This is a genomic window from uncultured Xanthomarina sp., assembly GCF_963971605.1.
Taxonomy (GTDB): Bacteria; Bacteroidota; Bacteroidia; order Flavobacteriales; family Flavobacteriaceae; genus Xanthomarina; species Xanthomarina gelatinilytica.
The window spans coordinates 29,567-56,066 of sequence record NZ_CAXATZ010000017.1 but is presented as its reverse complement, the minus strand read 5'-3'; the positions used below and the strand labels follow the sequence as shown (position 1 = coordinate 56,066).

Here is a 26,500-nt window from a genome sequence, read left to right as displayed (position 1 = left end):
TTTATTTTCTATTTTATAATAAGGTAAAATGTGTTCGCCATAGGCTCGGTTCATTAATCTTCTTGATTATAATTTAGGATGCCCCCTTCTAAATCGTAGACATCTTTAAAGCCCATTTCTTTTAATTTTATGGCAGACTGGTTGCTTCTATACCCACTTCGGCAATACAAATAAACAGGTTGCTCTTTATCCAACTTATGGAACTCTTTCTCAAAATCTTCAGAATAAAAATCGATGTTTAAAGCCCCTTCTATATGGCCTTCTTGAAATTCTTCAGGGGTTCTTACATCAATAAGTTGCACAGACCCACGTTCTATTTGGGTTTTAAATTCTACTGGGGAAAGCAAGGCAATACTATCTGCTTCTTGCGCATGAACCGTTATGGCCAAGAGCATTACAAAAAATAAAATAAGCCTTTTTTTCATGTTGATTTTTGGTTTTATTTGGAAGTATAAATTTAAGCGTTTATACCTAACCCATCAGTAACATAAGTTACATAAAAAAGAGCGACCGTTGGTCGCTCTTCACAATTATTTATTATAAAAAATCAAGTTTATTTTAAAGTGGAAGGACAAACATAGTTTGTGGTTGGAACACCACAGGTTTTAATATCTGAAAATCCACCGGCAACATCCACCAAATTATGGATTCCCCTACTTTTTAAAATGGAAGCTGCTATCACAGACCTGTAACCTCCTGCACAATGTAAATAAAAGGTTTCGTTGTCTGGAAACTCCGATAAATAGTCATTTAAGAAATCCAATGGCGTAAAATGAGCATTTTCAATATGTTCTGCTGTGTACTCACCTTCTTTTCTCACATCAAAAATAACGTCTTTAATGTCTTCGTATCTGTTTTTAAATTCTTCAGCAGAAATGGCTGAAATGGTATCGTATTCCAAACCTTCCTTTTTCCAAGCTTCAAAACTGCCGTCCAAATATCCAACAACATGATCAAAACCAACCCTAGAGAGTCTGGTAATGACTTCTTCTTCCCTCCCTTTAGGAGCTACAATTAAAATGGGTTGTTTAACATCTACAATTAAAGCGCCAACCCAAGGAGCAAAACCTCCATCAATTCCAATAAAAATGGAACGTGGTATGTGTCCTTTAACAAAATCGTTTTGATGGCGCACATCCAAAACAACTGCTTCGGTTTCGTTGGCAGATGCTTCAAACTCTTTAGGTGTTAAGGGCTTATGCGATTTTTCCATGACCTGATCAAAACTTTCATACCCTTGAATGTTCATCATTACATTTTGAGGAAAGTACCCTGGAGGTGCACTTAAACCATCCAATAATTCTGCTATAAATTCTTCTTTGGTCATATCTGCCCTTAGGGCATAATTTACTTGCTTTTGGTGACCTAAAGTGTCGGTAGTTTCCTTGCTCATGTTTTTTCCACAGGCAGAACCTGCTCCATGATTGGGATATACAATAAGATCGTCGCTTAAAGGCATGATTTTATTTCGTAGCGAATCGAACAGATAACCTGCCAGTTTTTCTTGGGTTAAATCGGATGCTATTTTCTGCGCCAAATCCGGTCTTCCCACATCACCTATAAACAAAGTGTCTCCAGTCACGATGCCGTGTTCTTTTCCATTTTCATCTATCAACAAATAGGTAGTACTTTCCATGGTATGTCCTGGAGTATGTATGGCTTTAATTTGATACTCCCCAACTTGAAATATTTGTCCATCTTCGGCAATAATCGCCTCATAAGAAGGTTCTGCAGTTGGTCCAAATACTATATCTGCTCCAGTTTTCTTTTTTAAATCCAAATGACCACTCACAAAATCGGCATGAAAATGGGTTTCAAAAATATATTTGATTTTTGCATCGTCCAATTTGGCCCTTTTTATATAAGGTTGTACTTCTCTTAAAGGATCTATAATTGCTGCTTCTCCATTGTTTTCTATATAATAGGCTGCATGTGCCAAACAACCTGTATAAATTTGTTCTATCTTCATGTGTTGGTATTTTATATGTTCGTTTTAAAAATACAGCTCTTAAGCTTTACTTGTATTTGGAATTAGGTTACAAAAATAGGCATGTTATTCTTTTTTTGCAGTAACAATTGTTACAATTTATTGTTAATGGGTAAGTTCTTTGTAAATAATATAACATCCCATAATTAAAACAAACCACCCGAAGCTTTTTTTTAATTTCTTCCCATCAATAAAATTTGAAAGATAGGTTCCTATAAAAATTCCTACTACTGAAACTGCTGTAAAAGCCAATAAAAATAACCAATCTATTTTTAAATTTTCTATATCGCCTATAAATCCTATTAATGATTTAATGGCTATAATCAATAAGGATGTTGCCACTGCTTTTTTCATGGGAAGTTTGGCCAATAATACCAAGGCAGGAATGATTAAAAATCCTCCTCCTGCGCCAACAATGCCAGTTAAAACACCAACAACAATCCCTTCGGCAACAATTAAAGGATAATTATAAGACACCTTATTGCCTTCCAAGGATATCTTTTGGTTATTACGAATCATGGAAATGGAAGCCAATAACATAATAATGGCAAAAAACATCATGATGGCCATGTCCTTTGTGATTACAAAACCGTAAACTGTCCCAATGTGCTGTGGAATGGCTGGGACTAAATACTTTCTGGTTGCATATACTGCCATAAAAGCTGGAGTTGCAAACACAAAAGCTGTTTTAAAATCCACCAATCCCTTTTTTATGTTTTGTACAGCGCCAATTAAAGTGGTAAAACCGACTATAAAAAGTGAATAGGCAGTTGCTGTCACCGGATTAACGGAAAGTAGATACACCAATACCGGAACAGTAAGAATGGAACCTCCGCCTCCTATCAATCCCAGTACCACACCTATTACCAATGCTCCAAGATATCCAAAAATGGTATGTAAATCCATATTGAAAATTTACAATTAGCTTTTTAAAGGTCCAACAAAGTAATTCTATTTCTATTAATTTTTATTTGATGGTTGTTTTCCAAAGCTTTTAGGATTCTGGACACCACCACTCTAGAGGTATGCAAATCGTTTGCTATTTGTTGATGGGTTGCCGAGATTTCTTCGCTATGGTTAACCATGGCTTTGTCCCTAAGATATTTTAAAATACGTTCGTCCATTTTTAAAAAAGCAATGGTATCTATGGCTTCAAGCAATTCCGACATGCGTTCGTGATAACTTTGCAGGATGAAGTTTTGCCAGCTTTTGTATTTCCCCATCCATAAACTCATGTGTTCCACAGGAATCATGATCAAGGTGGTGTCTGTTTCGGCTATGGCCCTAATTTCGCTTTTCTTTTGTCCCATACAACAGGATAAAGTCATGGCACAGGTATCGCCTCTTTCTATAAAATACAACACCAGCTCATCGCCTTGGTCATCTTCCCTTAATATTTTTACTGCACCACTAATCAATAAAGGCATGGATTTAATATAATCCCCAATTTCTATTAACTTGTTGCCTTCAGGAATTTCTTTAAAAACACCAACTTGATTAATCTCTTGAAGCAGCGCGTCTTCAAACAAATAACCATAATTATCTTTTAAATGTTCTATCATCTTTTGGTTGGTATAAGGTACAATTTTACAAATTTAATGTTTAACTATTAAAACTAATTGATATTGCTCATGTTATATAAAAACAAGCACAACCCCTATAACCTACTGAAAATGAACAAACAAAAACAGGTTTAACAGGTTCTTAACCAAAAGTTCCATTTAAAATTCTTATCTTTATAGCATGATAGCACAGGACAAATTAGAAAACGAAGTATTTTTAAAAGAATCTTTAACGTATTTAGAGAACCTAGGATTCGACAACATTAAAGCGGATGTTGATGGTTATGAGACACCAAAATCCTACCTTAAAAAAGGTAGCGATATTACTATTACTCCAGACATAGTGGCTGAAAAAGGTGGTAGGAAACATTATTTTGAAATAAGTTTAAAATCTGAAAAACCAAAGCTATTAAAATCCAAATGGCGCTTTCTGGATGTATTGACCAGAATGAAAGACCATAGATTTAAAATTATCACACGTCGTGGACATTACAAATTTACCCAAGACATGTTGGATGAGTTGAATTTAGATAAAAACCCTATAAAGCTTTAATACATTTTTTTATTAACATAAAACCAAAAAGGCTGCCCTTGGCAGCCTTTTTTCTTTATAACATGCTTAGCTTACTTTTTGTAAAACTTGGCATATTTTCTGTAAGCCAATAAGCCTAATACGGCAACAATTCCAAAGGCTATGGCTATAAATTTAACACTTACAATTTGGTCGCCACTGGCATAACTATGCAATCCTGCCAGATAAAAATTAACTCCAAAATAAGTCATCATAATGCTTGAAAAAGCGACTATGGAAGCTAAATTAAAGGTAAAACGACCACGCAATCCAGGTACCAATCTCATATGAATGACAAAGGCATAAATCATGATGCTGATCAAGGCCCAAGTTTCCTTTGGATCCCAACCCCAATATCTTCCCCAACTTTCGTTTGCCCACATACCTCCTAAAAAGTTTCCTATGGTAAGCAATACCAAACCAACCGTTAATGCCATTTCGTTGATTAGGGTCAGTTCTTGGATGTTGAGAAGCATCTTACTTTTATTTTCCTTGGTGGTAAAAATCATAAGCAGTAAAGAGACCACTCCCAAGATCATTCCCAAGGTAAAAGGCCCATAACTGGCCACAATAACAGCCACGTGAATCATTAACCAATAACTATCCAATACAGGTTGTAAATTGGCTATGGAAGGATCCATCCAGTTCCAATGAGCCACCATTAAAATCATGGAGGTTACAAAAGCCGTTGCAGCTATGGTTAAATCACTTTTTCTTCCAAATATCAACCCAAATAACATGGTAGCCCAAGCTACGTAAATCATGGATTCGTAGGCATCACTCCAAGGTGCATGACCTGAAATATACCATCTTACTATTAAGCCTAAGGTATGCAATCCAAAAAACACCCAAATAATCACCTTAAACACATTTATGGATATTTTTAATGCTTTGCTTCTTTCCTTAAAAATTTGGAAAATGATAAGTAGGAACATAATTGCTGAAGCATACATGTACCAACTATAGAGTCTTTTAAAAATATCGTATTTGTTATAGTTCAATTCGGCCTGAATCTTTTTGTCTGAAAGCATGACGCTGCTGCCAAATTTATGTTGTGTTTTTTTGAAAGACCCCAGCAACTCTTCAGCTTTGGTAAAATCCCCTGATTGTTTTGCAGCGTTTAAAGTCATTAAGTAGGCACTAAAACCATTATTTATAAAGTTGCCATATAGGGAGTCATTGATTTTGTCTCTATATCCATCCCGTCTATATTCAACCGAAGAGATCCATTTATTGTTCTCATCATCAGGAATAGGGAAAATTCTTAAAGCATAACCTTCAATGGTATTGTATAACAGATTTACACGTTGGTCTGTTTCCTTAAATTCTTTTTGAAACCCATTTGGTATCTGTGCTTTATATGCTTCTTCCAGATATGGAGCCAGTTTATAAGCCCCATTTTCTGTAAAAAAGTCTACCAAAGCAACATATTTCTGACTTTCTGCTACACCAATCAATCTACGTATGGAATCTGCTTTTTGCGGTTTTAAATAGATTATGGGCACGTTGTACCACAATAAGGGACTTTCCTGTATGGAAAGAAATACCTGATTGGCATCAAAATCTTCGTAAGTATCATGTTTGCTTAATTTTCTAAGCATTTCAGATGCATAGGTGTTTATTGGCATCATTCTCCCTCCTACATCCTGTATCACCAAATGGGCAAACTTATCGGCATGCGCTTTAGGTGTGATGTTTGCTGCCAATATTGAGTCTATTTGATGTTTGGTTGGTCTATTGCTATGCGCATGACCATCGTTTTGAGAATGGTCCTGTGAAAAACCTTGCAATCCAATGAATAAAAACAGCATCATCAATGCTTTTGCCTTCTTGTCCTTAACCTTATTGAGCATGCGTTTTAAATCGGCAAAACGTGTTTTCCTGTCAAATAAAATGGCCAACATGCCAAAGTACAACAAAGAATATCCTATATAAGTAACCCAAGTTCCATAAAAATCGTGATTTACAGAGAGTTTGGTTCCTTTTTCATCAGGATCGAAACCAGATTGGAAAAACCTGTAACCTCCATGATCCAAAATATGGTTCATATAAATACGGTAATTAAAATCGCCATGGACTTCATCCAAAACAGTTACTTCACTGGCAAAAGACGAATAGCTTTTTTCAGTTCCTGGATACTTGTCTGCTATAAAATCGTTCAATTTTATGCTGAAAGGCAACTCGATAATTTTAGAGCCATATTTTACAGCTATGTCCAATCCACCCACAGTTACTTTTTCAAAAGGTTTGCTGTATCCTTGACCTCCCAACAGGTTTACCCGTTTGGTTTCCCCGTTGGATGTAATCTTTAACACCACACCATTTTCATCTCCTCGTAACATTTCAGATTTCTTAACCAGATCGAAAGACCCTTTTATAACAGGTTTAGGGAAAACCATTTGCATGTTTCCTATAACATATCGGGAACGCAAAATTAAAGGCTGGATACTGTCTTTTTCCAACTTTCCTGTGGCTCCTGTTGCCATGGTCATATATTCCCCTTCAAAAGGAGATTGAATGGTCAATCCATTTTCATTGGAGGTAATGTTAACGGCTCCTTCCACTTCTTTGTTTAAGGAAAACAAAATATTGTGTATGCTTTGCACTTGTCCTGCTTCCAAAAAATGATTGTGTGGTGCTCCACCACCAGCTTCCACTATTTTTAAGTACTCCTTACCAGTATCGTCAGGAACGACATCCATTTCTGCGCCACCAATAAACTTTTCAAGCTCGAAGCTTACCTCCTGCTTGTTGTAATCGGTTTCATAATAAAACTCATTTTCCATTCGAGGCGAAAAATCCACTTCCTGCTCCACTACTTTTCGCTGGGCTTGGCCGTTCACCATATAATCTCCATCTATATAAGCTATAATATAGGTTTTATGGGATAAAATGGAATTCTCTGTATCTCCTTCTCTAATGGCCATCATGCCTTCAAAGCTGATATATCTGGTAATACCTGCTCCCAGAATTATTAAAATAAAGGCCAAATGCAGAATTAAGGTTGCCCATTTTTCTTTACGCCACAACCTGTATTTTGGAATGTTACCGATAAAATTAATCATAAACAAGAGCATGATGGCTTCAAACCACCAAGTGTTGTAAATTAGGTTCCTGGTGTATGGCGTTGGCGAAGTGTCCTGTCCTGCATCCATAAACGTTCCTATAGCCATGGAAGCAGCAAATACAAGAAACAAAACAGCAGTTAATTTGGTAGAAAATAAGAATTTAGTGATTTTATTTTGCATGATATTGAGACGCTTAAATTTGGTCGTGCAAATTTAAGCCTTTTAGTTTATTTTGTTGTGTTAAAAATGACTAAACTTTATAAGTCTTATTGTCTGGATTGAAAAATATTGAGATATAAAAAGGTGCTCATTTTCCTTGCCTTTTGTTTGGCCTTCAGGGCATATTCGCCTTCAAAATGTTCGTCAATGGTTTCAAACCATAGGTTTAGCCAGTTCCCAAAATGCTCCTGTGTAATGCTTTGGTTGTTCTCTTGATCTACTTTTACATGAACGGCCAAAGGGTTTCCGTAATATTTACGTTCCAGTTTTCTGGTGGTAAACAAGCTGGTTTCCCAAAAAGTGGTAAGGGTATCTATATGAGCCTCCCAATCGGTAATCACCCGATTGAAAAAAGGTCCTAAAAACGTATCCTTCCTAATCTTGGCATAAAAACTTGAGACCAATAAATGGACATCTTCGTGTGTTTCTATATCTTTTTTAGTCATTTTAAATAGTTTATGATAATTGAATGACATTAATCACAATCAATGCAATATTGACCAATAAAGTGGCAATTAAGGCATTAAAAATCAATTTGCTTTTCAATTGGGCAAAAATAACAGCGTTATAACCCATGGAAAAAACAACACACAAAGTTAATTGAATAAAATTGAAAGACTCGGCTGTACTGTTCATTAAAATAAACATGGCTGCTATAGAGCCTATACAACTCTGCAAAATAATGGAGAGAGGTATGTACAAGATAAAGTTCTCCCTAAAGTCGTTTAGGGATTTTTGGTAAAAATTCATTTTTTAGTGTTTTAAATTCTCATTACAAAATTCTAAATTTTATCTTTGTTCTTTTATGATTCAAATCATACCAACATGATTCCAACGGCTATTTTAGAAACCTATCATCCTATTTTGAAAACCTTTTCAAAAGATGAAATTATTTTTAACGAAGCCGAAATCCCACGATATTACTATCAATTAAAATCGGGAAAGGTTAAAATGTTTAATCTCACAGAAGATGGCAAAGAATTTACCCAAGGCTTTTTTGAAAAAAACACATCGTTTGGTGAGCCTCCCCTTTTTGGGTCTTTTGCTTATCCAGCCAGTGCCATGTGCATAGAAGATTGCGAAGTGTATGTACTTGAGAAAAAAGTGTTTATCAATTTACTGAAAGCCCATCCAGACATACATTTAAAATTTACCAAACAACTTTGCAACCGAATGCTCTACAAGGCAAAAATCATGAAGGAATTGTCCATTCATCCACCAGAACATCGCATTTTAACCTTGTTGCACCACTTAAAGGATTCTGCGAATGCCGAAGGTTTGTTTGAAGTAAAATTAACACGTCAGCAAATATCCGATTTAACAGGTTTACGTGTAGAAACCGTAATTAGAGCTGTCAAACAATTGGAAAAAACTGAAAAATTAATACTTAAACAACGTAAAGTATATATATAAATATCCTTATTTTAGACACATGATTACAGTATCTATTATTGGTGCAGGAAATGTTGCTACCCATCTGTTCAAGGCATTCTCAAAAACCAAAACCGTTTCAGTGAAACAATGGTATAGCAGGGATTTAAACAAAATAAGTTCTTTTAAAAATAAAGTTGAAATCGTTGCTGACTTAAATGGTTTAGCAGAAGCAGACATTTATATTATTGCTGTTAGTGATGATGCCATTTCTTCTGTTTCTGAAGCTTTGCCTTTTAAAGACCGTTTGGTGGTGCATACTTCCGGAAGTGTAGGTATTTACGATTTGGACAAAAAAAACAGACGGGCTGTGTTTTACCCTCTTCAAACCTTTTCCAAAGAAGCGAAGGTAGATTTCAAACAGGTACCCATTTGCATAGAAACCATTGGCAAAAAAGATTACCCTCAATTAAAGTCTTTGGCTGTAGCGCTTGGGAGCCCTCATTATAGAGTGAACAGCGACCAAAGAAAAGCCTTACATTTAGCAGCTGTGTTTGTAAATAATTTTACAAATCAGCTCTATCGTGTGGCCCATGAAATTACCGAATCGGAAGGTGTGGAATTCGATATTTTAAAACCATTGATTCTTGAAACAGCCCAAAAAGTTCAAACCATGTCGCCTTACATGGCTCAAACAGGCCCTGCAAAACGCAACGATAAAAATACAATTAAAAGACACCTAAAACAACTTAAGAACGAACAACATAAAGCAATTTACAACCTTCTAACCAATACAATTAAAAAAACCCATGGAAGATAAAAGCTATAAAGAATATTTAGAACATATTAGCACATTTATTTTTGATGTAGATGGTGTGTTAACCGATGGCACTATAGCTGTCACCACCTCTGGAGAAATGCTCAGGACCATGAACATTAAAGATGGATATGCCTTAAAAACAGCAGTGAACAAAGGCTTTCATGTCTGTATCATTTCCGGAGGCACTAATGAAGGCGTCCGACTTAGACTTGAAGGCTTAGGCATTACAAACGTGTTTCTTGGAGCCCACAACAAAATAGACCAATTAAACCAATACCTGGAAAAACATCAATTGAACATAAAAAATGTGCTGTATATGGGAGACGACCTTCCTGATTTTCCAGTAATGAATTTAGTAGGCTTGCCTTGTTGCCCACAAGATGCTGTTCCGGAAATTAAAGCCATTTCCAAATACGTATCCCACAAAAACGGAGGCAAAGGTGCTGTAAGGGACGTGATAGAACAGGTGCTAAAAGTACAAGGGAAATGGCTGGATAATTTTGATGCTAATTACAATTAAAATCTGTCTATTTACAAAAAACCAATAAAATCATAGATCCCTCAATGGATTTAAAATCAATTGTTCTTAAATTTGTAATGAAATTATTGATTATTGAATTATTTATTTAGAACCTCTTAATAGCCTAATAACTTTTTCAAATTAAACATTACCAGGAACCATACAAAAGATAGTTATTTTAACTTGAACATTATAAACACTAACCCATTTTAAACCATACACTTTGAAATTCTTAAACCTTATTCGCTATAAAAACTTACTCCTAATTGCGTTGGTTCAGTTTTTAATAAAATATGCACTTTTGGATCCGTTTTTGGAAGCTACCAACTTAAGCATTACCTTAAACCTGTTTGGGTTTACCATCTTGGTCTTGGCAACCCTGTGTTTGGCTGCAGCCGGTTACATCATTAATGATGTTTATGATGTTGAAATAGACAAGGTAAACAGACCCGACAGAGTGATTGTTGGGAAAAGCATTTCAGAAAAAACAGCCAACACCTTATTTATTGTATTTAATGTGGTGGGTGTTTTACTGGGTTTTTACTTATCCAATATGGTTGGGAAAAATGGTTTTTTTGCTTTGTTTGTTATCATTTCGGCCTTACTCTATATTTACGCCTCTTACTTAAAACAATTGCTATTGGTTGGGAATTTAGTGATTTCTTTATTGGTGGCCTTAAGCCTTATTATTGTTGGTTTGTTCGACTTACTGCCTGCCATGACTCCTGAAAACAAAGAAACTCAAATCACCTTTTTCAAAATAATTTTAGACTATGCTTTCTTTGCTTTTATCATCAATTTCATAAGGGAAATTGTAAAGGACATAGAAGATATTGATGGGGAATATAAAGCTGGTTTCAACACTTTGCCTATTGCCTTTGGAAGAAACAGAGCCATAAAAGTAGTGTTTACCCTATCGGTTTTGCTTGTGTTTGGTGTTGTTTATTACATCATCACATTCTTGTATTCTCAGTTATTGGTGGTCGGATATTTTCTGGCCTTTATAATGGGACCATTAATTTATATCAGCATCAAGTCCTATACGGCCGAAACCAAAAAAGAACTTCGTTTTATTAGTAGTTTGCTTAAATTGGTGATGTTAATTGGTATGCTCTCATTGGCACTTTATCAATTTGTTTTACTGGGATAATGCTAAAAGAAAAACTAAAAAACCACCACCTAATTCTCGCTTCAGGTTCCCCTAGAAGGCAACAGTTTTTTAAGGAATTGGGCTTGGATTTTGAAGTAAGGTTAAAACCCATACCAGAGGAATTTCCTTCACGATTGAAACATTTTGAAATTAGCGACTACCTGGCTCAACTAAAAGCCCTTGCTTTTCTAAAGGAATTAAAGGAAAACGATATTTTGATTACAAGTGATACCATTGTTTGGCACAACCGTCAAGCCTTAGGAAAACCAAAAAATGAGCAGGACGCTTTTAACATGATAAAGTCCTTAAGCCATACCACTCACGAAGTTATTACCTCTGTATGTTTTACAACCACAAACATCCAGAAAACGGTAAATGCGATTACTAAAGTTACTTTTAAAAAATTGGAAGACAACGAAATCCATTATTATCTAAAAACCTGCAAACCTTATGATAAAGCCGGAGCTTATGGCATTCAAGAGTGGATAGGGCAAATTGGAATCACAAAAATAGAAGGCTCCTATTTTAATGTGGTAGGCTTACCAACCCACTTGGTTTATAAAACCTTGCAAACACTTATTTCTTCTTAAAGAAACCTTAAGAAGCCCTGTAATTCCTATTTCTATTATATCTTTGCAATTCACAATTGAGTTTAAAAAAATGACTTTTTTTCAAACATACCAAACAGAACTTATAGCTAGTCTATTTATCATTGTTTTCTTGATAATCATTAGGTCCATTTCTAAAAAATTAATCTATAAACTAGGAAAGAAAACAGGTATAAACGATGCACGCATTCACTTAATTAGCCGTTATGCCACTGTAACCTTAATCCTGTTGGCCCTTTTAATTGAAACCTTTATTTTTGGTGCCCAATTGAAAGATTTGGCTCTGGTATTTTCTTCGGTGTTTGCCGTAATTGGAATTGCCCTTTTTGCTATTTGGTCTATTTTAAGTAACATCACCTCTGGTGTTATTATGTTCTTTTCATTTCCTTATAAGGTAGGCGATAAAATCCAGATTCATGACAAGGATTTTCCTATAGAAGCCATCATTGAGGATATTAGGGCGTTTCAACTTCATTTACGCCTGGATAATGGCGACCTGGTTACCTATCCTAACAATTTAATGCTTCAAAAAGCAGTGACTTTGGTTAAAAAAGATGCCATAGACGAAGGGATTGATGCTATTTAAATATTCCATATATTTATAGTATTATTTATACTTTATGGCCAAGAAAAGAACCAATAAATACAAAAAACACATCAAACAATCCCCAGGTTCTATAGTTTACACTGGAGAAAACCCTACTGAAAAATTATTTATAGATGCGTTTGATTATGCCAAAGACTTTGTAAACGAATCCGAACTAAAATCGGTTGAAGAAGCTTTTAATTTTAAACACACCAATTCCAATACCTGGATTAACATTAACGGTCTTAACCACATTCAGGATATTGAAAAAATAGGAAAACACTACAACCTGCATCCATTGATCATGGCAGACATTGCCAATACCTCACAAAGACCAAAAATTGATGTATACGACGATTATATTTTTGTCATCTTAAAAATGCTTTATTATGATGAAAACGAAGACATTAAAATTGAACAAATTAGTTTGGTTTTAGGAGAAAATTACGTCTTGTCTTACCAAGAAATTGAAGGTGATGTGTTTGATAATGTAAGAGAGCGTCTCCGTTTGGCAAATGGCAGGATCAGGACACATGGAACAGATTATTTACTATATGCATTAATAGATGCCATCGTGGACCATTACTATATAGTAAGCGAAACCATGGGCAATAAAATTGAAGATTTAGAAGAAATTTTGTTTAATGGCGAATTGAAGGAAGATTTAAGTATACAAGTTTTAAACCTTAAAAAAGAAGTTTTAAAAATACGTCGTGCCATCTTCCCCATTCGTGAAATCATCAGTCGCATTGAAAAAAACGAACATGCACTAATACAACCCAATACCATACAATATTATCGGGACATTTACGACCACGTCATTCAACTATCCGATTCCGTTGATATTTACAGGGAAATGGTTTGGAGTTTAATGGACATGTACATGACAAGCATCAGCAATAAAATGAACGAAGTCATGAAAGTACTGACCATTATTGCAACCATCTTTATTCCCTTAACCTTTATCGCTGGCATTTATGGCATGAATTTCGACCACATGCCAGAATTACACTTCAGGTATGGCTACGTGATTCTTTGGGGCATTATGATTGTCATTTTCCTGGGCATGCTTTACTATTTTAAAAGAAAAAAGTGGTTGTAACTAAACTAAAAACAAATCCTTTTCAATTATAGAAACGTTAAAGAAACATAAAAACCGGCAAGCTTGCTGGTTTTCTTTTTATATTTATTGCTTTCAAAAAAACCCATCATGCAAAGACTATTACTTATCGTAATTATAACGCTGTTTTCTGGCTTTCATACATTTTCTCAAGCACCAAAAAAACCGAATGCCTCCGAAATTTACGAATCCATTAAAAAACTCAACTTTTTAGGTTCCGTTCTGTATGTGGCAGCACATCCTGATGATGAAAACACACGTCTCATTTCTTACATGTCCAATCATGTAAAAGCCAGAACAGCCTATCTTTCCCTAACTCGTGGCGATGGTGGCCAAAACCTTATAGGTCCCGAAATCAGAGAGCTTCTTGGTGTAATTAGAACCCAAGAACTCTTAACTGCCAGACAGATAGATGGTGGTGAACAACGCTTTACACGTGCCAACGATTTTGGGTATTCCAAACATCCAGATGAAACCTTGGAAATATGGAACAAGGAAGCTGTTTTAAGCGATGTGGTTTTAGCCATCCGACAATTTCAACCAGATATCATTATCAATCGGTTTGACCACAGAAGTCCAGGAAAAACTCATGGACATCACACCAGCTCTGCCATGCTTAGCCTAGAAGCGTTCGATTTAACCAACAAAAAATCAGCATATCCCAACCAATTGAATCACACTAGTCTGTGGCAACCCAAACGTGTGTTTTTTAATACTTCTTGGTGGTTTTATGGCAGTCAGGAGAAATTTGACAAAGCCGATAAAAGCAAGTTGTTGGAATTCGATTTGGGGGTTTATTATCCATCAATTGGGTTAAGCAATACAGAAATCGCCGCTTTAAGCAGAAGTCAACACAAATCGCAAGGCTTTGGAAACACAGGTACTCGCGGTGTGCAAATGGAATATCTTGAATTGATAAAAGGAGACATGCCTCAAAATAAAAACAACTTGTTTGATGGTATAGACACCACTTGGAAGCGTGTAAAAGGTGGCGAAGCCATTGGTAACATATTACAGCAAGTTGAAGCCAATTACGATTTTAAGAATCCTGCAGCAAGTATTCCTAAGCTGGTGGAAGCCTACCAACTAATTCAAAAACTGGAAGACACACATTGGAGAACTTACAAAACCGAAGAAATCAAAAACATTATTTACAATTGTGCTGGACTGTATCTAGAAGCTGCATCTGTAGTAAGCCAAGCAACTCCAGGGGAAACCGTTAAATTGAATATTGAAACCATCAATAGAAGTGCTTATCCCATTACTTTGGAAACCATAACTTGCAATAACACAAACATTGAAAAACAGCTTGCTTTAACTGAAAACAACGGATTTGACTTTCATGAAGTGTTGGAAATCCCAGACACTCAAAAGCCTACCACGCCGTATTGGCTCACCGAAAAAGGGACTCTAGGCATGTACCAAGTATCCAATGACACGTTAGTAGGAAAACCAGAAACACCAAGGGTTTTTACAGTATCTTTCAAATTACGCTTCAACCATACACCCATAACTTTTACAAAACCTATTGTTTACAAAACCAACGATCCTGTAAAAGGTGAGGTTTACAAACCCTTTGAAATTATTCCAGAAGCATCGGTTAAAATTTCAGAAAAGGTCATCATTTTTGAGAATAGCCAAGCCAAGGACATTCCTGTTATGGTAAAAGCCGGTCGCGATAACCTAGAAGGAACTTTAAGCTTGAAGTATCCTAAGGAATGGCAGGTAACTCCCCAAAAACAGGACATACAAATTGAAAATAAAGGCGAAGAAAAAACAGTGATCTTTCGTGTAACCCCTCCAAAAAATCAACATGAAGGACAAATCATCCCTGAAATGCTGGTAAACGGACAAACCTATTCCAAGGAACTGATTGAAATAGACTACGAACATATTCCCTATCAAACCGTTTTGTTGCCTTCGGAAACAAAAATAGTGCGTTTGGACCTTCATAAAGAAGGGGAAAACATTGGTTACATCGTTGGTGCTGGAGATGTTGTTCCAGAAAGTCTGGAGCAAATTGGCTATCAAGTTACCCTCTTGAAACCTGAAGACATCAACCCCAAAACTTTAGATGAATTTGACGCCATAGTTGTTGGAATAAGAGCATACAATACTTTGGAAACCATTAAATTTAAACAACAATTGTTATTTGAGTTTGTTAAAAATGGAGGGAACATGATTGTACAATACAATACCAGCCATCAATTGAAAGTGGATGAATTGGCGCCTTACAAACTGGAGCTCTCCAGGGATCGTGTAACCGATGAAACTGCTGAAGTAAAATTCCTGGCTCCCAAACATCCCGTGTTAAATACGCCAAACAAGATAACACAAGACGATTTTAAGGGTTGGACCCAAGAAAGAGGCTTGTATTTTCCAGATACTTGGGCCAAAGAATTCACTCCTATTTTTTCCATGCACGACAAAGGGGAATCGGCTAAAAAAGGAAGTTTATTGGTAGCTAAATATGGTAAAGGCCATTACATTTATACAGGACTGAGCTTTTTTAGGGAATTTCCTGCAGGCGTGCCTGGAGCCTATAGATTGTTTGCCAACATGCTGAGCCTTGGCAAAAATCCAGAAACCTCAGCAAAACCACTTGAAAACTAATAAGTAAAAACATAACCCATGAAACCAAACCAAAAATACAAATGGAATAACATGTACACCTTGGTGTTGATTGCAAATGCACTATACCTTATTGTTTTTTACTTAATCACTAAAGCGTTTTAAAAATGCAAACATTAGACTGGATTGTTTTAATAGGAACCCTTGTAACCATTGTAGGCTATGGGACTTGGAAAACCAGAGGTAGTAAAAATGTACAGGATTATGTGCGTGGTGGCAACGAATCGAAATGGTGGACCATAGGTTTATCGGTTATGGCTACCCAAGCAAGTGCCATAACGTTTTTATCCACTCCAGGACAAGCCTTTCATTCCGGAATGGGCTTTGTGCAATTCTATTTTGGTCTTCCCATAGCCATGATAATAATCTGCATGGTTTTTATTCCTTTATATCACAGATTAAAAGTATACACTGCGTACGAGTTTCTCGAAAATCGTTTCGATTTAAAAACACGAAGCCTAACGGCCATACTATTTCTTATACAACGGGGTTTGGCAGCTGGAATCACTATTTATGCTCCAGCCATTATATTATCGGCCGTTCTGGGTTGGAACCTCACCTATTTGAATATTATCATAGGGATTTTGGTCATTATTTATACGGTTTCCGGCGGAACCAAAGCAGTAAGCATGACACAAAAACACCAAATGGCTGTTATTTTTACAGGCATGTTTGTGGCTTTCTTTTTAATTATAAGTTATCTCCCAGAAAACATCACCTTTACCAAAGCTTTGGAAATTGCAGGAGCAAGTGGTAAAATGGATGTCCTGGATTTTTCCTTTAATTTGGAAAACAGATACACGGTTTGGAGTGGTTTGATTGGAGGTACCTTTTTGGCGCTTTCCTATTTTGGAACAGACCAAAGCCAAGTGCAACGCTATCTCTCGGGAAAATCGGTTAAGGAAATGCAAATGGGATTGATTTTCAATGGCTTGTTGAAAGTCCCTATGCAGTTTTTTATTCTATTGGTTGGTGTCATGGTGTTTGTGTTTTATCAATTCAATCAGTCGCCTATAAATTTCAATCCTGCTGCAGAAGAGCTTATTTTAAATTCGGAATATGCCAATGCCTATCAAGATTTGGAACAGGAACAACTGGCCATTTTCAACACCAAACAAGAGGTTATCAAAAAATACGTTGACACTGGAAACCCTATGCTAACAGATGAAATAGCCTTAGCCAACCAAGCAGACATAGCCAATAGGGAAGCTGCTAAATTATTGATACAGGAAGCAGCAGACAGTAAGATTGTGCGTGTGGAAACCAATGATAAGGATTATGTGTTTATCCATTTTATACTTAACAATTTACCCAGAGGTTTGATTGGTTTATTACTGGCCGTGATTTTAAGTGCTGCCATGTCCAGTACTGCCAGCGAATTGAATGCACTGGCGTCTACCACCTCCTTGGATCTCTACAAACGTAGTATGGTTCCGGGAAAAAGTGAAACCCATTATTTAAAAGCCACGAAATGGTTCACTTTTGCATGGGGAATTTTAGCTATAATTATTGCCTGTGTGGCCTATTTGGCCGATAATTTAATTCAATTGGTAAATATTATAGGTTCTATTTTCTACGGAAATGTGCTTGGTATTTTCCTTCTGGCCTTTTTCTTTAAATATGTTCGTGGCAATGCCGTTTTTGTGGCAGCTTTAATAACTCAAGCCATAGTTATCTTGGGCTGGTGGCAAGACTGGATGCCTTATTTATGGCTTAATTTGTTTGGGTGTATCCTTGTTATTCTAATAGCTTTTATCATTCAAAAATTAAATCCTAAATCGTCCTAAAGGTTTTTTACGGGAAAGATCTTAAAGGATAACCTATAAAGTTTCCCAAAGTTTTTAAACAAAAAAGCCTCACAATTAAAGATTGTGAGGCTTTATTTATAAGAATTATACTAGATTTTTAGTTCTCCCATTCGGCTAAGGAATCCATGTTCATTTTAACATAATCGTCGTTTCCGGCTTCCTTGGCTCCTTCCAGGGACTTCTTGGCAATTTCAATAGCGCCTTGGGTATCACCAGCTTTTGCATAAATCAAGGACTGTTGTCTTAATTGATAAAACATTGGTTTTTCAGTCATTTTCATGGCTAAATCCATCCATTCCTTGGCTTGTTTAATATCTTTTCCTTCTTGTAAGTAATACACAGCGGCAGCATAATAATCATTTGCTTTAGGTGTTCCGTTTAATGCATCATTGATGGATGCCAACACTTTGTCGTCTGTTGGAACTGAAAAAGGTACAGCTACATAGGTTTTCTCCCAAATTATCTCAAGGGTTGCTCCGGAATTTGATATCTGATTAATATCAATTGTAAATGTTTCCACCTCAAATGGTATGGAAACAGCTTCTGCCTTTACTCTAGCAGCTACTTTGCCATCATCCCATTTTTCTGGGGTTCCCCAGTTTTCTGTTTCTGAATAAAAAAGAACTTCCCAAGCCTCTTTGCCTGGTTTGGTATAAATAGCATAAGAACCTGCTTTTAACAATTGACCCATTATGGTAACATTATCACTAAAGCTAATAATGGTGTTTTTATTGGCTCCTGTTCTCCATAATTTATCATATGGTACCAAATCTCCATATATAACACGTCCTTTCATACTTGGTCTCGAGTATTCCAAGGTAACATCTGTTAAGCCCACTTTTTGTTCCACTTTACTGAACGGACTTGATTGCGGTGTAGTTACCTGTGCCTTCATGTTAAACGACAATGCAACAACAGCTAATAATAGTAATATTTTTTTCATGTGTTTTGTTTTGGTGTTAATTAAATTTTAGAATTGTAAAAATACAAGTTAAAATTATGTATAATTGTTAAAAGAATATTAATCTTCCCTACATAACTTCCTTAATCAAGAAATAAGAGCCAAAAAGAAACTAAAAAACCTTTAAAACATTCTATATTTGCACGTCTAAAACTTCAACTTTCACAGAGTTTTATTCAACTTATATCTCTCTTTTTTTTTTTAAATGAAAAACACCAGTTCCAAAGTTATTTTTATTATCATTCTATTGCTTTGCCTATTGGGTGTTCTTAACAGTCCTTTGGCCTTGTTAACTGGATTTATATTTACCATCCTGTTTGGAAATCCTTTTTTAAAGCAAAGTCAAAAAGGCATTCAATATTTGTTGAAAATGGCGGTAGTGGGCTTGGGTTTTGGGATGTCCTTAATTGAAACCCTGGAAACCAGTTTGGAAGGGCTTAGCTTGACCACTCTCTCAATCTTTTTAACGGTTGTCTTGGGTTTGCTCGTTGGAAAATACATGCAGTTGGATAAAAAATTAAGCCACTTAATAACTTCTGGAACCACCATTTGCGGAGGCAGTGCCATTGCGGCTGTGTCTCCAATTATTAAAGCAGAACCCAAAACCATATCCATAGCTCTGGGAATTGTCTTTTTCCTCAATTCGGTGGCCTTGTTTATTTTTCCGGGTTTGGGACATTATTTCAACCTAAGCCAAAGCGATTTCGGACTTTGGTGCGCTGTGGCCATTCACGATACCAGTTCTGTGGTTGGTGCTGCTTTGCAATATGGCGAAGAAGCCTTGCTAATTGCTACCACTGTTAAATTGTCCAGGACCTTGTGGATAATCCCTTTGTCCATATTCTCTATGTTTTTATTTAAAAATAAAACAGACAAAATAAAAATACCTTGGTTTATTTTAGGCTTTATAGTGGCCATACTTATTAACAGCTATGACCTAATTCCCAACAGTTGGTCCACTAATATTGTATTTGTTTCCAAAAGATTGTTAATCCTAACATTATTCTTGGTTGGAACCACTCTTTCCATCAAACAGCTTAAAGAAACAGGTTTAAAGCCATTCCTTTTTGCAGTTGTTTTATGGGTGTTTATTTCCAGTCTCTCCTTACTTTACATCCTTAAGTTTTAGAACATTTTAATGCAATGTACAATTTTAATTATGGGTACCTGTAGGCCAATTTAAGCCTTTTTGCAGCTTCATAGAGAAATCTTACAGCATCATATGTTAAAATTGTCTAATTTTTAATATTTAAAGTTAGACATTTAGTATCTTTACACAAACGTACTGAAATCATGGCAAAAAAGAAAACCCTAAACCACGAGAACATCATGTCCCTATACATGGATTATGTGTTGGAACATGAGAAAAAACCTCACACAGTGTATCAGTTTGCTAAAGCAAACAAACTGGATGAACAGGAATTTTACAAGCACTTTACTTCGTTTGAGGTATTGGAAAAAGAGATTTTTCAAGCATTTTTTGACAACACTTTAACGGTCTTGCACAAAAGTGGAGATTACGAAACTTTTGATGCCAGAAACAAACTCCTAAGTTTCTATTTTACTTTTTTTGAAAACCTTACGGCAAATAGAAGTTTTGTGCTTCTGGCCTTGAAAACGCATCAAAACAGCTTAAAAGGGCTTAAAAAACTATCTAAGTTACGTCTCAGTTTTACAAAATACATTCAAGATTTGGATATTGACATGTTGGATATCAATCAAAAACAAATTCAACAGATACAACAAAAAGGCTTGCAGGAATCTGCTTGGATACAATTGTTGCTAACCCTTAAGTTTTGGATGGAAGACCAATCGGCTTCTTTTGAAAAAACAGATGTCTTTATTGAAAAATCTGTAAATACAAGTTTCGATATCCTTCAAATGACACCTCTTAAAAGTGTACTGGATTTTGGAAAATTTTTATTTAAAGAAAAAGTAAACATGAATCCATGAAAACCATAGACAAAATTCCTACCTCAAAAATTCAACGCGCCACCAAATTGGTTTCCACAGGAGCCAAAGTAGGCGTGAATTACATTAAATATTATGGTGATAAAATGGTGACTTCCAAAGAAGAAGCCAAAGACCGTTTAAATAAAAACAATGCCGAAGATATTTACGACAGCTTAAAGCAATTAAAAGGCAGCGCTTTAAAAGTAGCCCAAATGCTAAGTATGGAAAAAACCATCCTGCCACAGGCCTATGTGGAAAAATTTTCCTTGGCTCAATTTTCCGTTCCTCCCTTGTCACCTGCTTTGGTTCTTAAAACCTTTAAAAACTATTTTGGTAAAACACCAGATGAACTTTACGATACCTTTAACGCAACTTCTATAAACGCTGCCAGCATTGGCCAAGTGCACGAGGCAGAAAAAGATGGGAAAAAACTTGCTGTGAAAATCCAATATCCAGGAGTTGCGGACAGTATCGCATCCGATTTGGCCATGGTAAAACCAGTAGCCATGAGCATGTTCAACATAAAAGGAAAGGATTCCGACAAGTATTTTAAAGAGGTGGAAACCAAACTTATTGAGGAAACCAATTATGTGCTTGAGGTCCAACAGAGCATGGAAATTGCACAAGCCTGTGCACACATTCCCAATTTAAAGTTTCCAAAATATTATCCTGAACTTTCCTCAGACAGAATCATCACCATGGATTATATGGAAGGGGAACATCTCTCGGAATTTACCAAACACAACACCAATCAAGAAAAAGCCAATAAGATTGGACAAGCACTTTGGGATTTTTATATGTACCAAATCCATAAACTCAAAAAAGTCCATGCAGACCCACATCCAGGTAACTTTTTAATTTCTGAAGATGGACAGCTTATCGTTTTGGATTTTGGGTGCGTTAAAACCATTCCGGAAGACTTTTACATACCTTATTTTGAGTTGGCCCAAAAAGAAAACATTTCAAACCAAGAAAAATTCTTGGCCAAATTATACGAATTGGAAATTTTAAAACCTGAGGATTCCGAAGAAGAAAAAGCCTTTTTTAGCAAGATGTTTCATGACATGCTAAGCCTGTTCTCACTACCTCTTCAAGACGAAACCTTCGATTTTTCAAATGCAGACTTCTTTTTAAAAATAGCGCAATTGGGTGAACAATACTCCAAAAACACACAAATAAGAAAATACAATGCCAACAGAGGTTCCAAACATTTTATCTATATGAACAGAACGTTTTTCGGACTCTATAATCTGATGTTCGACTTAAAAGCAAATCGTATAATTATTAACAACTTTAACTCCTTGTAAATGAACTTTCATGTTACTGGCGCAACTAACTATAGAGGCAAACACCTCATTCCGTTATTGTAAATAACAGACACCAGTTCAGGTAAGTTACGTACTGATAAAAGCTATTTAAATAACAAACATATTGAAGTTATTGAAATCGATTTTCTAAAACCGGAAACCATAAAGCACATTCCAAACCAAATATTACCAAACAAGAACGTTGCTTTGCTTAAGTTGATAAACAGCTTATGACAGCACCTAAAAAAGACACTATGAAAACAAACACACTAAAACAAAAAACAAATCCCTTAAATGGCTTCAGTCATGAAGACATTGGCGACGAACATTTATATACTGGCTTGAAAACCCCTTTAAGGGCAGACGCTTTTAAACTAAGCGATACTGAAAAAAAAGAACGCATAGCCATCCTTTTTGAAGAAATAATGGACGTTATGGGACTGGACCTGACAGACGACTCGTTAAAAGGAACCCCAAAACGTGTCGCCAAAATGTATGTTGATGAAATATTCTCTGGCCTTAACCCAAAAAACAAACCCAAGGTGGCCTTGTTCGACAACAAATACCAATACAACCAAATGCTGGTTGAAAAAAACATCACTTTTTATTCCAATTGCGAACACCATTTTGTACCTATCATAGGCACGGCACATGTGGCTTACATTTCATCTGGAACCGTAATTGGCTTGTCCAAACTAAACAGAATCGTGCAGTATTATGCTAAAAGACCACAGGTGCAGGAACGTTTAACCAATCAAATAGCCGAAGAATTAAAAGCCATCCTTAACACGCCAGATGTTGCCGTGATTATAGATGCCAAACATTTATGTGTCTCTTCCAGAGGCATTCAAGACGATACCTCGGCCACTGTTACCACCTATTATGGCGGACAATTCAACACAGCACAAAAAATTTCAGAATTACAGAACTATTTAAAACAATAATATTATGGAACTTATAGACAAAGCTTTGAAATTTGAGCAAACAAGTTTAAAATCCTTATCTACCAGCGATCGTATTAAAATTTCTAGGGAAGCGAAAGCACTTATTTTAAGTTTAAATGAAGTGTACAAAAGAAAAAAAGACCAAAAGATCATGGATATCATGAAACGTCTTACAGCCATGAAACGCAAAGTGGAAAAACGATTGAAAGGCAAACCTTTAATGGCTTAACACATGAAAACATATATCGTTATTGGAGGGAGCAAAGGCATAGGCAATGCCATAATAAAAACATTGGTTCCCAATCATAAAATAATCAATCTCAGCCGAAATGAACCTGATTTTCAACATGAAAACCTCACACACCATACCTGTGATGTGCTGCAAGGCAGTTTTCCGGAAATAAAGCAGGCCGATGGCTTGGTTTACTGTCCTGGTAGCATCAATTTAAAGCCTTTTTCAAGCTTAAGTGAAGAAGATTTTAAAACCGATTTCGAAATCAATGTGCTGGGTGCCGTAAAAGCCATTCAAGCATATTTGCCCATACTAAAACAAGGCAACAAGCCTTCCATTGTGCTATTCAGTACTGTGGCAGCAAGCTTGGGTATGCCTTTTCATGCCAGCATTGCCACGGCAAAATCTGGTGTTGAAGGCTTGGTAAAATCACTGGGAGCCGAATGGGCACCAAACATCCGAATCAACGCCATTGCTCCAACGATTACAGATACCTCTTTGGCTTCAAAATTGCTAAGAAACGAGAAAATGATAGAGAACATCACAGAACGCCATCCCCTAAAAAAATTCCTAAACCCAGAGGAAGTTGCAGACATGGCTGCCTTTTTACTTTCTGATAAAACAGCTTCTATTTCCGGACAAACCTTTGAAATGGACTGTGGTATCGTGAGCTTTAAAATATAAACAACTTAACATTACTTACAAGAGCTTAAAAAAAGTACTAAATTTAAAAATAGAACCACATGTTTAAATTATTCAATAAAACTTCAAAAATGGATAAACTCCAAAAAAAATATGAAAAATTAATGAAGGAATGGCATGCCTTATCAAGTATCAACAAATCTGAAAGTGATAAAAAATATGCCGAAGCCGAAGCCGTTCAGAAACAAATAGAAGCGCTTCAAAAAATTTAAGGATGACATCACCTATCAACATATTCTGGTTTCGTAGGGATTTGAGATTGGATGACAATATTGGGTTTTACGAAGCCTTGAAAAGCAACCATCCTGTACTGCCCATATTTATTTTTGATTCAACTATTCTAAACGACCTTCCCAAAGACGATGCGCGTGTCACTTTTATTTTTGAGACACTACAAAAAATGAGGGATACCTTACAAAAGGAACATCACAGCAGTATCGCGATGTATCATGGCAAGCCTTTGGATATTTTCAAGCAACTAATTGAAGAATACAACATCAAAACAGTGTTTACCAACCACGATTACGAACCCTACGCCAAAGCGCGCGATGCAGAAATAAAAGCACTCTTGTCTAAGCATGAAATTGCTTTCAGAACCTTTAAAGACCAAGTTATTTTTGAGAAAAATGAAGTGGTAAAGTCAAATGGCGATCCGTATGTTGTCTATACGCCCTATATGAAAACTTGGAAAGCACATTTTAAAAATCACGACTTGAAAATATATTACACCAATGAATATCTTGATAATGTGGTGAAGCACTCCAGACTGCCAAACCTGGGTTTATCTGATATGGGCTTCACTGCATCCAATCAAAAAATCGTAGATTACAAAGTTACTCCTACCCTAATCCAAGAGTACGAAGACAAGCGTAACCTACCGGCAAAAGACGCTACCTCACGGTTAGGACCTCATCTTCGTTTTGGAACTGTAAGCATTAGAAAAATGATGAAAAAAGCTGTAGCTGAGAAAAACGAAACCTTTTGGCAGGAGTTGATTTGGCGTGAATTTTTTATGCAAATCTTATGGCATTTCCCAAACACCAAAGACGAGGCCTTTAAAGCTAAATACGATAGGATAGAATGGCGCAATAATGAAGAGGAATTTAAAAAATGGTGCGATGGCAATACAGGCTACCCCTTGGTAGATGCTGGAATGCGTCAATTAAACGAAACTGGTTTCATGCACAATCGCGTCAGGATGCTGGTTGGAAGTTTTTTGTGCAAACACCTACTCATAGACTGGCGTTGGGGAGAAGCTTATTTTGCTGAAAAACTTCATGATTACGAGATGGCCAGCAACATTGGCAATTGGCAATGGGTTGCAGGTTCTGGTGTGGATGCAGCACCTTACTTTAGAATATTCAATCCAACCACACAAATAGATAAGTTTGATAAAAACAAAGCATATATTAAAAATTGGGTGAAAGAATATGGCACTGACAAGTATCCCGAAAAAATGGTGGATCATAAAGAAGCCAGGGAACGCTGTTTAAAAGTGTACAAAGAAGCGCTGAAATAACAACAAATTTCCTCGAGAATTCAAACGTATAAATTTGTACCTTTCAATCGTCGTTTTTAAATAATTGGCTATGCGTTACCTATTGATACTGTTCCTAGCAGGTCCCCTTTTTTCCCAAAACAATCCAAAACAGTTTTTGTTTGTAGGAAATAGTTTAACTTACACAAACAACCTACCTAAGATCTTTGAAAATGTGGCAGCCAATTTTAACGAAACCATAAACACAAAATCCTTGTGCTACCCCAATTACGCACTGGAAGACCATTGGGAAGAGGGCAAACTTCAAAAATTAATAAATACAGGCACATATGATTATGTGATTGTACAACAAGGACCTTCTTCTCAAAATGAAGGGAAACTCATGTTAATTGACTATGGGAAAAAGATAAAGGCTTTATGCTCCAAAAACAACAGTCAATTGGTCTTCTTTATGGTTTGGCCCTCTAAATATTATGCCAATACGTTTGATGGTGTTATACAAAATTACCTTTTGGCCTCCCAAATCAATAAGGCCTTGGTAAGCCCAGCTGGTGAAGTGTGGAAAGCATATGAATTGGAAAACAATCTCGAAAACCTGTATGGAGTCGATGGGTTTCATCCTTCAAAAACCGGAAGTTTTTTATCGGCTCTAACACTATTTAAAACCATTTACCCAGATAAAATCCTTGAAGACCTCTCTTTTCAAAACTCTAAGACATGGGTTGCGGATAAAAGGTCCTATATGGCCATAATAGCTTTAATAGATACCATAACCAGTAAACAGGAACACCCAACAAGTCACAATCAAACAGATTAAAAAATAACGCTGAATAAAACTATTCCATCAAATGACACCTTTTGCTTAATCGGAAAAAAGTGACA

Annotated in this window: 27 protein-coding genes; 19 read left to right on the top strand and 8 right to left on the bottom strand. The window is 36.2% G+C overall.

Annotated features, from left to right (window positions below):
• Positions 1-53: 53 nt before the first annotated feature.
• The 4 genes from AACY93_RS08175 to AACY93_RS08160 form a co-directional block, all read right to left on the bottom strand.
• Positions 54-425: a rhodanese-like domain-containing protein gene (locus AACY93_RS08175; protein WP_286852755.1), complete on the bottom strand. Its 372-nt coding sequence runs from the start codon at positions 423-425 to the stop codon at positions 54-56.
• Between the two features lie 128 nt (positions 426-553).
• Positions 554-1,969, bottom strand: coding sequence for an MBL fold metallo-hydrolase (locus AACY93_RS08170; RefSeq protein WP_286852756.1), 1,416 nt, complete (start codon positions 1,967-1,969; stop codon positions 554-556).
• Positions 1,970-2,092: 123 nt separating this feature from the next.
• On the bottom strand, positions 2,093-2,893 hold the full coding sequence (locus tag AACY93_RS08165) for a sulfite exporter TauE/SafE family protein (RefSeq protein WP_286852757.1): 801 nt from the start codon (positions 2,891-2,893) through the stop codon (positions 2,093-2,095).
• A gap of 23 nt (positions 2,894-2,916) precedes the next feature.
• Complete coding sequence (locus tag AACY93_RS08160; RefSeq protein WP_007651332.1) at positions 2,917-3,549, bottom strand: Crp/Fnr family transcriptional regulator; 633 nt, start codon at positions 3,547-3,549, stop codon at positions 2,917-2,919.
• Positions 3,550-3,730: 181 nt separating this feature from the next.
• Here AACY93_RS08160 and AACY93_RS08155 point away from each other — a divergent pair, with 181 nt between their 5' ends.
• On the top strand, positions 3,731-4,102 hold the full coding sequence (locus AACY93_RS08155; protein ID WP_007651333.1) for a hypothetical protein: 372 nt from the start codon (positions 3,731-3,733) through the stop codon (positions 4,100-4,102).
• Positions 4,103-4,173: 71 nt separating this feature from the next.
• Here the strand turns inward: AACY93_RS08155 and ccsA are convergent, their stop codons facing one another.
• From ccsA to AACY93_RS08140, 3 genes are all read right to left on the bottom strand, one after another.
• Complete coding sequence (ccsA, locus tag AACY93_RS08150; protein ID WP_286852758.1) at positions 4,174-7,368, bottom strand: cytochrome c biogenesis protein CcsA; 3,195 nt, start codon at positions 7,366-7,368, stop codon at positions 4,174-4,176.
• An 86-nt stretch (positions 7,369-7,454) separates the two neighbouring features.
• Positions 7,455-7,853: a group III truncated hemoglobin gene (locus AACY93_RS08145; protein WP_007651335.1), complete on the bottom strand. Its 399-nt coding sequence runs from the start codon at positions 7,851-7,853 to the stop codon at positions 7,455-7,457.
• Between the two features lie 10 nt (positions 7,854-7,863).
• Positions 7,864-8,157, bottom strand: a complete 294-nt coding sequence (locus AACY93_RS08140; RefSeq protein WP_007651336.1) for a hypothetical protein — start codon at positions 8,155-8,157, stop codon at positions 7,864-7,866.
• Positions 8,158-8,232: 75 nt separating this feature from the next.
• Here AACY93_RS08140 and AACY93_RS08135 point away from each other — a divergent pair, with 75 nt between their 5' ends.
• The 9 genes from AACY93_RS08135 (at position 8,233) to AACY93_RS08095 (ending at position 18,000) form a co-directional block, all read left to right on the top strand.
• On the top strand, positions 8,233-8,820 hold the full coding sequence (locus tag AACY93_RS08135) for a Crp/Fnr family transcriptional regulator (RefSeq protein WP_286852759.1): 588 nt from the start codon (positions 8,233-8,235) through the stop codon (positions 8,818-8,820).
• A 19-nt stretch (positions 8,821-8,839) separates the two neighbouring features.
• Complete coding sequence (locus AACY93_RS08130) at positions 8,840-9,598, top strand: Rossmann-like and DUF2520 domain-containing protein (protein ID WP_007651338.1); 759 nt, start codon at positions 8,840-8,842, stop codon at positions 9,596-9,598.
• Positions 9,588-10,118, top strand: a complete 531-nt coding sequence (locus AACY93_RS08125) for an HAD-IIIA family hydrolase (protein ID WP_286852760.1) — start codon at positions 9,588-9,590, stop codon at positions 10,116-10,118. Before AACY93_RS08130 ends, AACY93_RS08125 begins: the two co-directional genes overlap by 11 nt.
• Before the next feature lie 223 nt (positions 10,119-10,341).
• Positions 10,342-11,268: a geranylgeranylglycerol-phosphate geranylgeranyltransferase gene (locus AACY93_RS08120; protein ID WP_286852761.1), complete on the top strand. Its 927-nt coding sequence runs from the start codon at positions 10,342-10,344 to the stop codon at positions 11,266-11,268.
• The gene (locus tag AACY93_RS08115) at positions 11,268-11,858 is read left to right on the top strand and encodes a Maf-like protein (RefSeq protein ID WP_286852762.1); all 591 of its coding nucleotides are present in this window, start codon (positions 11,268-11,270) and stop codon (positions 11,856-11,858) included. The genes AACY93_RS08120 and AACY93_RS08115 overlap by 1 nt, the downstream gene beginning before the upstream one ends.
• Positions 11,859-11,928: 70 nt before the next feature.
• Positions 11,929-12,462 carry a mechanosensitive ion channel domain-containing protein gene (locus tag AACY93_RS08110; RefSeq protein ID WP_286852763.1) on the top strand — a complete coding sequence of 178 codons (534 nt, stop codon included), beginning with the start codon at positions 11,929-11,931 and terminating at the stop codon, positions 12,460-12,462.
• Positions 12,463-12,496: 34 nt separating this feature from the next.
• The gene (gene corA, locus AACY93_RS08105; RefSeq protein ID WP_286852764.1) at positions 12,497-13,564 is read left to right on the top strand and encodes a magnesium/cobalt transporter CorA; all 1,068 of its coding nucleotides are present in this window, start codon (positions 12,497-12,499) and stop codon (positions 13,562-13,564) included.
• A 108-nt stretch (positions 13,565-13,672) separates the two neighbouring features.
• On the top strand, positions 13,673-16,195 hold the full coding sequence (locus AACY93_RS08100; RefSeq protein ID WP_286852765.1) for a PIG-L family deacetylase: 2,523 nt from the start codon (positions 13,673-13,675) through the stop codon (positions 16,193-16,195).
• Positions 16,196-16,320: 125 nt separating this feature from the next.
• The gene (locus tag AACY93_RS08095; RefSeq protein WP_286852766.1) at positions 16,321-18,000 is read left to right on the top strand and encodes a sodium:solute symporter; all 1,680 of its coding nucleotides are present in this window, start codon (positions 16,321-16,323) and stop codon (positions 17,998-18,000) included.
• A gap of 118 nt (positions 18,001-18,118) precedes the next feature.
• Here AACY93_RS08095 and AACY93_RS08090 read toward each other — a convergent pair whose 3' ends face one another.
• On the bottom strand, positions 18,119-18,964 hold the full coding sequence (locus AACY93_RS08090; protein WP_286852767.1) for a DUF2911 domain-containing protein: 846 nt from the start codon (positions 18,962-18,964) through the stop codon (positions 18,119-18,121).
• Positions 18,965-19,187: 223 nt separating this feature from the next.
• On the opposite strand from AACY93_RS08090, the gene AACY93_RS08085 reads away from it, so the two are divergent.
• The 9 genes from AACY93_RS08085 (at position 19,188) to AACY93_RS08045 (ending at position 26,435) form a co-directional block, all read left to right on the top strand.
• On the top strand, positions 19,188-20,111 hold the full coding sequence (locus AACY93_RS08085) for a putative sulfate exporter family transporter (RefSeq protein ID WP_286852768.1): 924 nt from the start codon (positions 19,188-19,190) through the stop codon (positions 20,109-20,111).
• Positions 20,112-20,275: 164 nt separating this feature from the next.
• The gene (locus tag AACY93_RS08080) at positions 20,276-20,935 is read left to right on the top strand and encodes a TetR family transcriptional regulator C-terminal domain-containing protein (RefSeq protein WP_286852769.1); all 660 of its coding nucleotides are present in this window, start codon (positions 20,276-20,278) and stop codon (positions 20,933-20,935) included.
• Positions 20,932-22,242, top strand: coding sequence for an AarF/ABC1/UbiB kinase family protein (locus tag AACY93_RS08075; protein ID WP_286852770.1), 1,311 nt, complete (start codon positions 20,932-20,934; stop codon positions 22,240-22,242). The genes AACY93_RS08080 and AACY93_RS08075 overlap by 4 nt, the downstream gene beginning before the upstream one ends.
• 254 nt (positions 22,243-22,496) lie before the next feature.
• The gene (gene folE / locus AACY93_RS08070) at positions 22,497-23,186 is read left to right on the top strand and encodes a GTP cyclohydrolase I FolE (RefSeq protein ID WP_286852771.1); all 690 of its coding nucleotides are present in this window, start codon (positions 22,497-22,499) and stop codon (positions 23,184-23,186) included.
• Between the two features lie 4 nt (positions 23,187-23,190).
• Positions 23,191-23,415, top strand: a complete 225-nt coding sequence (locus tag AACY93_RS08065; RefSeq protein WP_007651386.1) for a hypothetical protein — start codon at positions 23,191-23,193, stop codon at positions 23,413-23,415.
• 3 nt (positions 23,416-23,418) lie between these two features.
• Positions 23,419-24,102 carry an SDR family oxidoreductase gene (locus tag AACY93_RS08060; protein ID WP_286852772.1) on the top strand — a complete coding sequence of 228 codons (684 nt, stop codon included), beginning with the start codon at positions 23,419-23,421 and terminating at the stop codon, positions 24,100-24,102.
• A gap of 59 nt (positions 24,103-24,161) precedes the next feature.
• Positions 24,162-24,332 carry a Lacal_2735 family protein gene (locus tag AACY93_RS08055; RefSeq protein ID WP_286852773.1) on the top strand — a complete coding sequence of 57 codons (171 nt, stop codon included), beginning with the start codon at positions 24,162-24,164 and terminating at the stop codon, positions 24,330-24,332.
• A gap of 2 nt (positions 24,333-24,334) precedes the next feature.
• Complete coding sequence (locus tag AACY93_RS08050; RefSeq protein ID WP_287006175.1) at positions 24,335-25,639, top strand: deoxyribodipyrimidine photo-lyase; 1,305 nt, start codon at positions 24,335-24,337, stop codon at positions 25,637-25,639.
• A gap of 70 nt (positions 25,640-25,709) precedes the next feature.
• The gene (locus AACY93_RS08045) at positions 25,710-26,435 is read left to right on the top strand and encodes an SGNH/GDSL hydrolase family protein (RefSeq protein ID WP_286852775.1); all 726 of its coding nucleotides are present in this window, start codon (positions 25,710-25,712) and stop codon (positions 26,433-26,435) included.
• Positions 26,436-26,500 lie beyond the last annotated feature (65 nt).

Bases quoted from the DNA above. Each gene is read 5' to 3' on its own strand.
- AACY93_RS08175 (WP_286852755.1), bottom strand. From the start codon at position 425: ATGAAAAAAAGGCTTATTTTATTTTTTGTAATGCTCTTGGCCATAACG.
- AACY93_RS08170 (WP_286852756.1), bottom strand. From the start codon at position 1,969: ATGAAGATAGAACAAATTTATACAGGTTGTTTGGCACATGCAGCCTAT.
- AACY93_RS08165 (WP_286852757.1), bottom strand. From the start codon at position 2,893: ATGGATTTACATACCATTTTTGGATATCTTGGAGCATTGGTAATAGGT.
- AACY93_RS08160 (WP_007651332.1), bottom strand. From the start codon at position 3,549: ATGATAGAACATTTAAAAGATAATTATGGTTATTTGTTTGAAGACGCG.
- AACY93_RS08155 (WP_007651333.1), top strand. From the start codon at position 3,731: ATGATAGCACAGGACAAATTAGAAAACGAAGTATTTTTAAAAGAATCT.
- ccsA (WP_286852758.1), bottom strand. From the start codon at position 7,368: ATGCAAAATAAAATCACTAAATTCTTATTTTCTACCAAATTAACTGCT.
- AACY93_RS08145 (WP_007651335.1), bottom strand. From the start codon at position 7,853: ATGACTAAAAAAGATATAGAAACACACGAAGATGTCCATTTATTGGTC.
- AACY93_RS08140 (WP_007651336.1), bottom strand. From the start codon at position 8,157: ATGAATTTTTACCAAAAATCCCTAAACGACTTTAGGGAGAACTTTATC.
- AACY93_RS08135 (WP_286852759.1), top strand. From the start codon at position 8,233: ATGATTCCAACGGCTATTTTAGAAACCTATCATCCTATTTTGAAAACC.
- AACY93_RS08130 (WP_007651338.1), top strand. From the start codon at position 8,840: ATGATTACAGTATCTATTATTGGTGCAGGAAATGTTGCTACCCATCTG.
- AACY93_RS08125 (WP_286852760.1), top strand. From the start codon at position 9,588: ATGGAAGATAAAAGCTATAAAGAATATTTAGAACATATTAGCACATTT.
- AACY93_RS08115 (WP_286852762.1), top strand. From the start codon at position 11,268: ATGCTAAAAGAAAAACTAAAAAACCACCACCTAATTCTCGCTTCAGGT.
- AACY93_RS08110 (WP_286852763.1), top strand. From the start codon at position 11,929: ATGACTTTTTTTCAAACATACCAAACAGAACTTATAGCTAGTCTATTT.
- corA (WP_286852764.1), top strand. From the start codon at position 12,497: ATGGCCAAGAAAAGAACCAATAAATACAAAAAACACATCAAACAATCC.
- AACY93_RS08100 (WP_286852765.1), top strand. From the start codon at position 13,673: ATGCAAAGACTATTACTTATCGTAATTATAACGCTGTTTTCTGGCTTT.
- AACY93_RS08095 (WP_286852766.1), top strand. From the start codon at position 16,321: ATGCAAACATTAGACTGGATTGTTTTAATAGGAACCCTTGTAACCATT.
- AACY93_RS08090 (WP_286852767.1), bottom strand. From the start codon at position 18,964: ATGAAAAAAATATTACTATTATTAGCTGTTGTTGCATTGTCGTTTAAC.
- AACY93_RS08085 (WP_286852768.1), top strand. From the start codon at position 19,188: ATGAAAAACACCAGTTCCAAAGTTATTTTTATTATCATTCTATTGCTT.
- AACY93_RS08080 (WP_286852769.1), top strand. From the start codon at position 20,276: ATGGCAAAAAAGAAAACCCTAAACCACGAGAACATCATGTCCCTATAC.
- AACY93_RS08075 (WP_286852770.1), top strand. From the start codon at position 20,932: ATGAAAACCATAGACAAAATTCCTACCTCAAAAATTCAACGCGCCACC.
- folE (WP_286852771.1), top strand. From the start codon at position 22,497: ATGAAAACAAACACACTAAAACAAAAAACAAATCCCTTAAATGGCTTC.
- AACY93_RS08065 (WP_007651386.1), top strand. From the start codon at position 23,191: ATGGAACTTATAGACAAAGCTTTGAAATTTGAGCAAACAAGTTTAAAA.
- AACY93_RS08060 (WP_286852772.1), top strand. From the start codon at position 23,419: ATGAAAACATATATCGTTATTGGAGGGAGCAAAGGCATAGGCAATGCC.
- AACY93_RS08055 (WP_286852773.1), top strand. From the start codon at position 24,162: ATGTTTAAATTATTCAATAAAACTTCAAAAATGGATAAACTCCAAAAA.
- AACY93_RS08050 (WP_287006175.1), top strand. From the start codon at position 24,335: ATGACATCACCTATCAACATATTCTGGTTTCGTAGGGATTTGAGATTG.
- AACY93_RS08045 (WP_286852775.1), top strand. From the start codon at position 25,710: ATGCGTTACCTATTGATACTGTTCCTAGCAGGTCCCCTTTTTTCCCAA.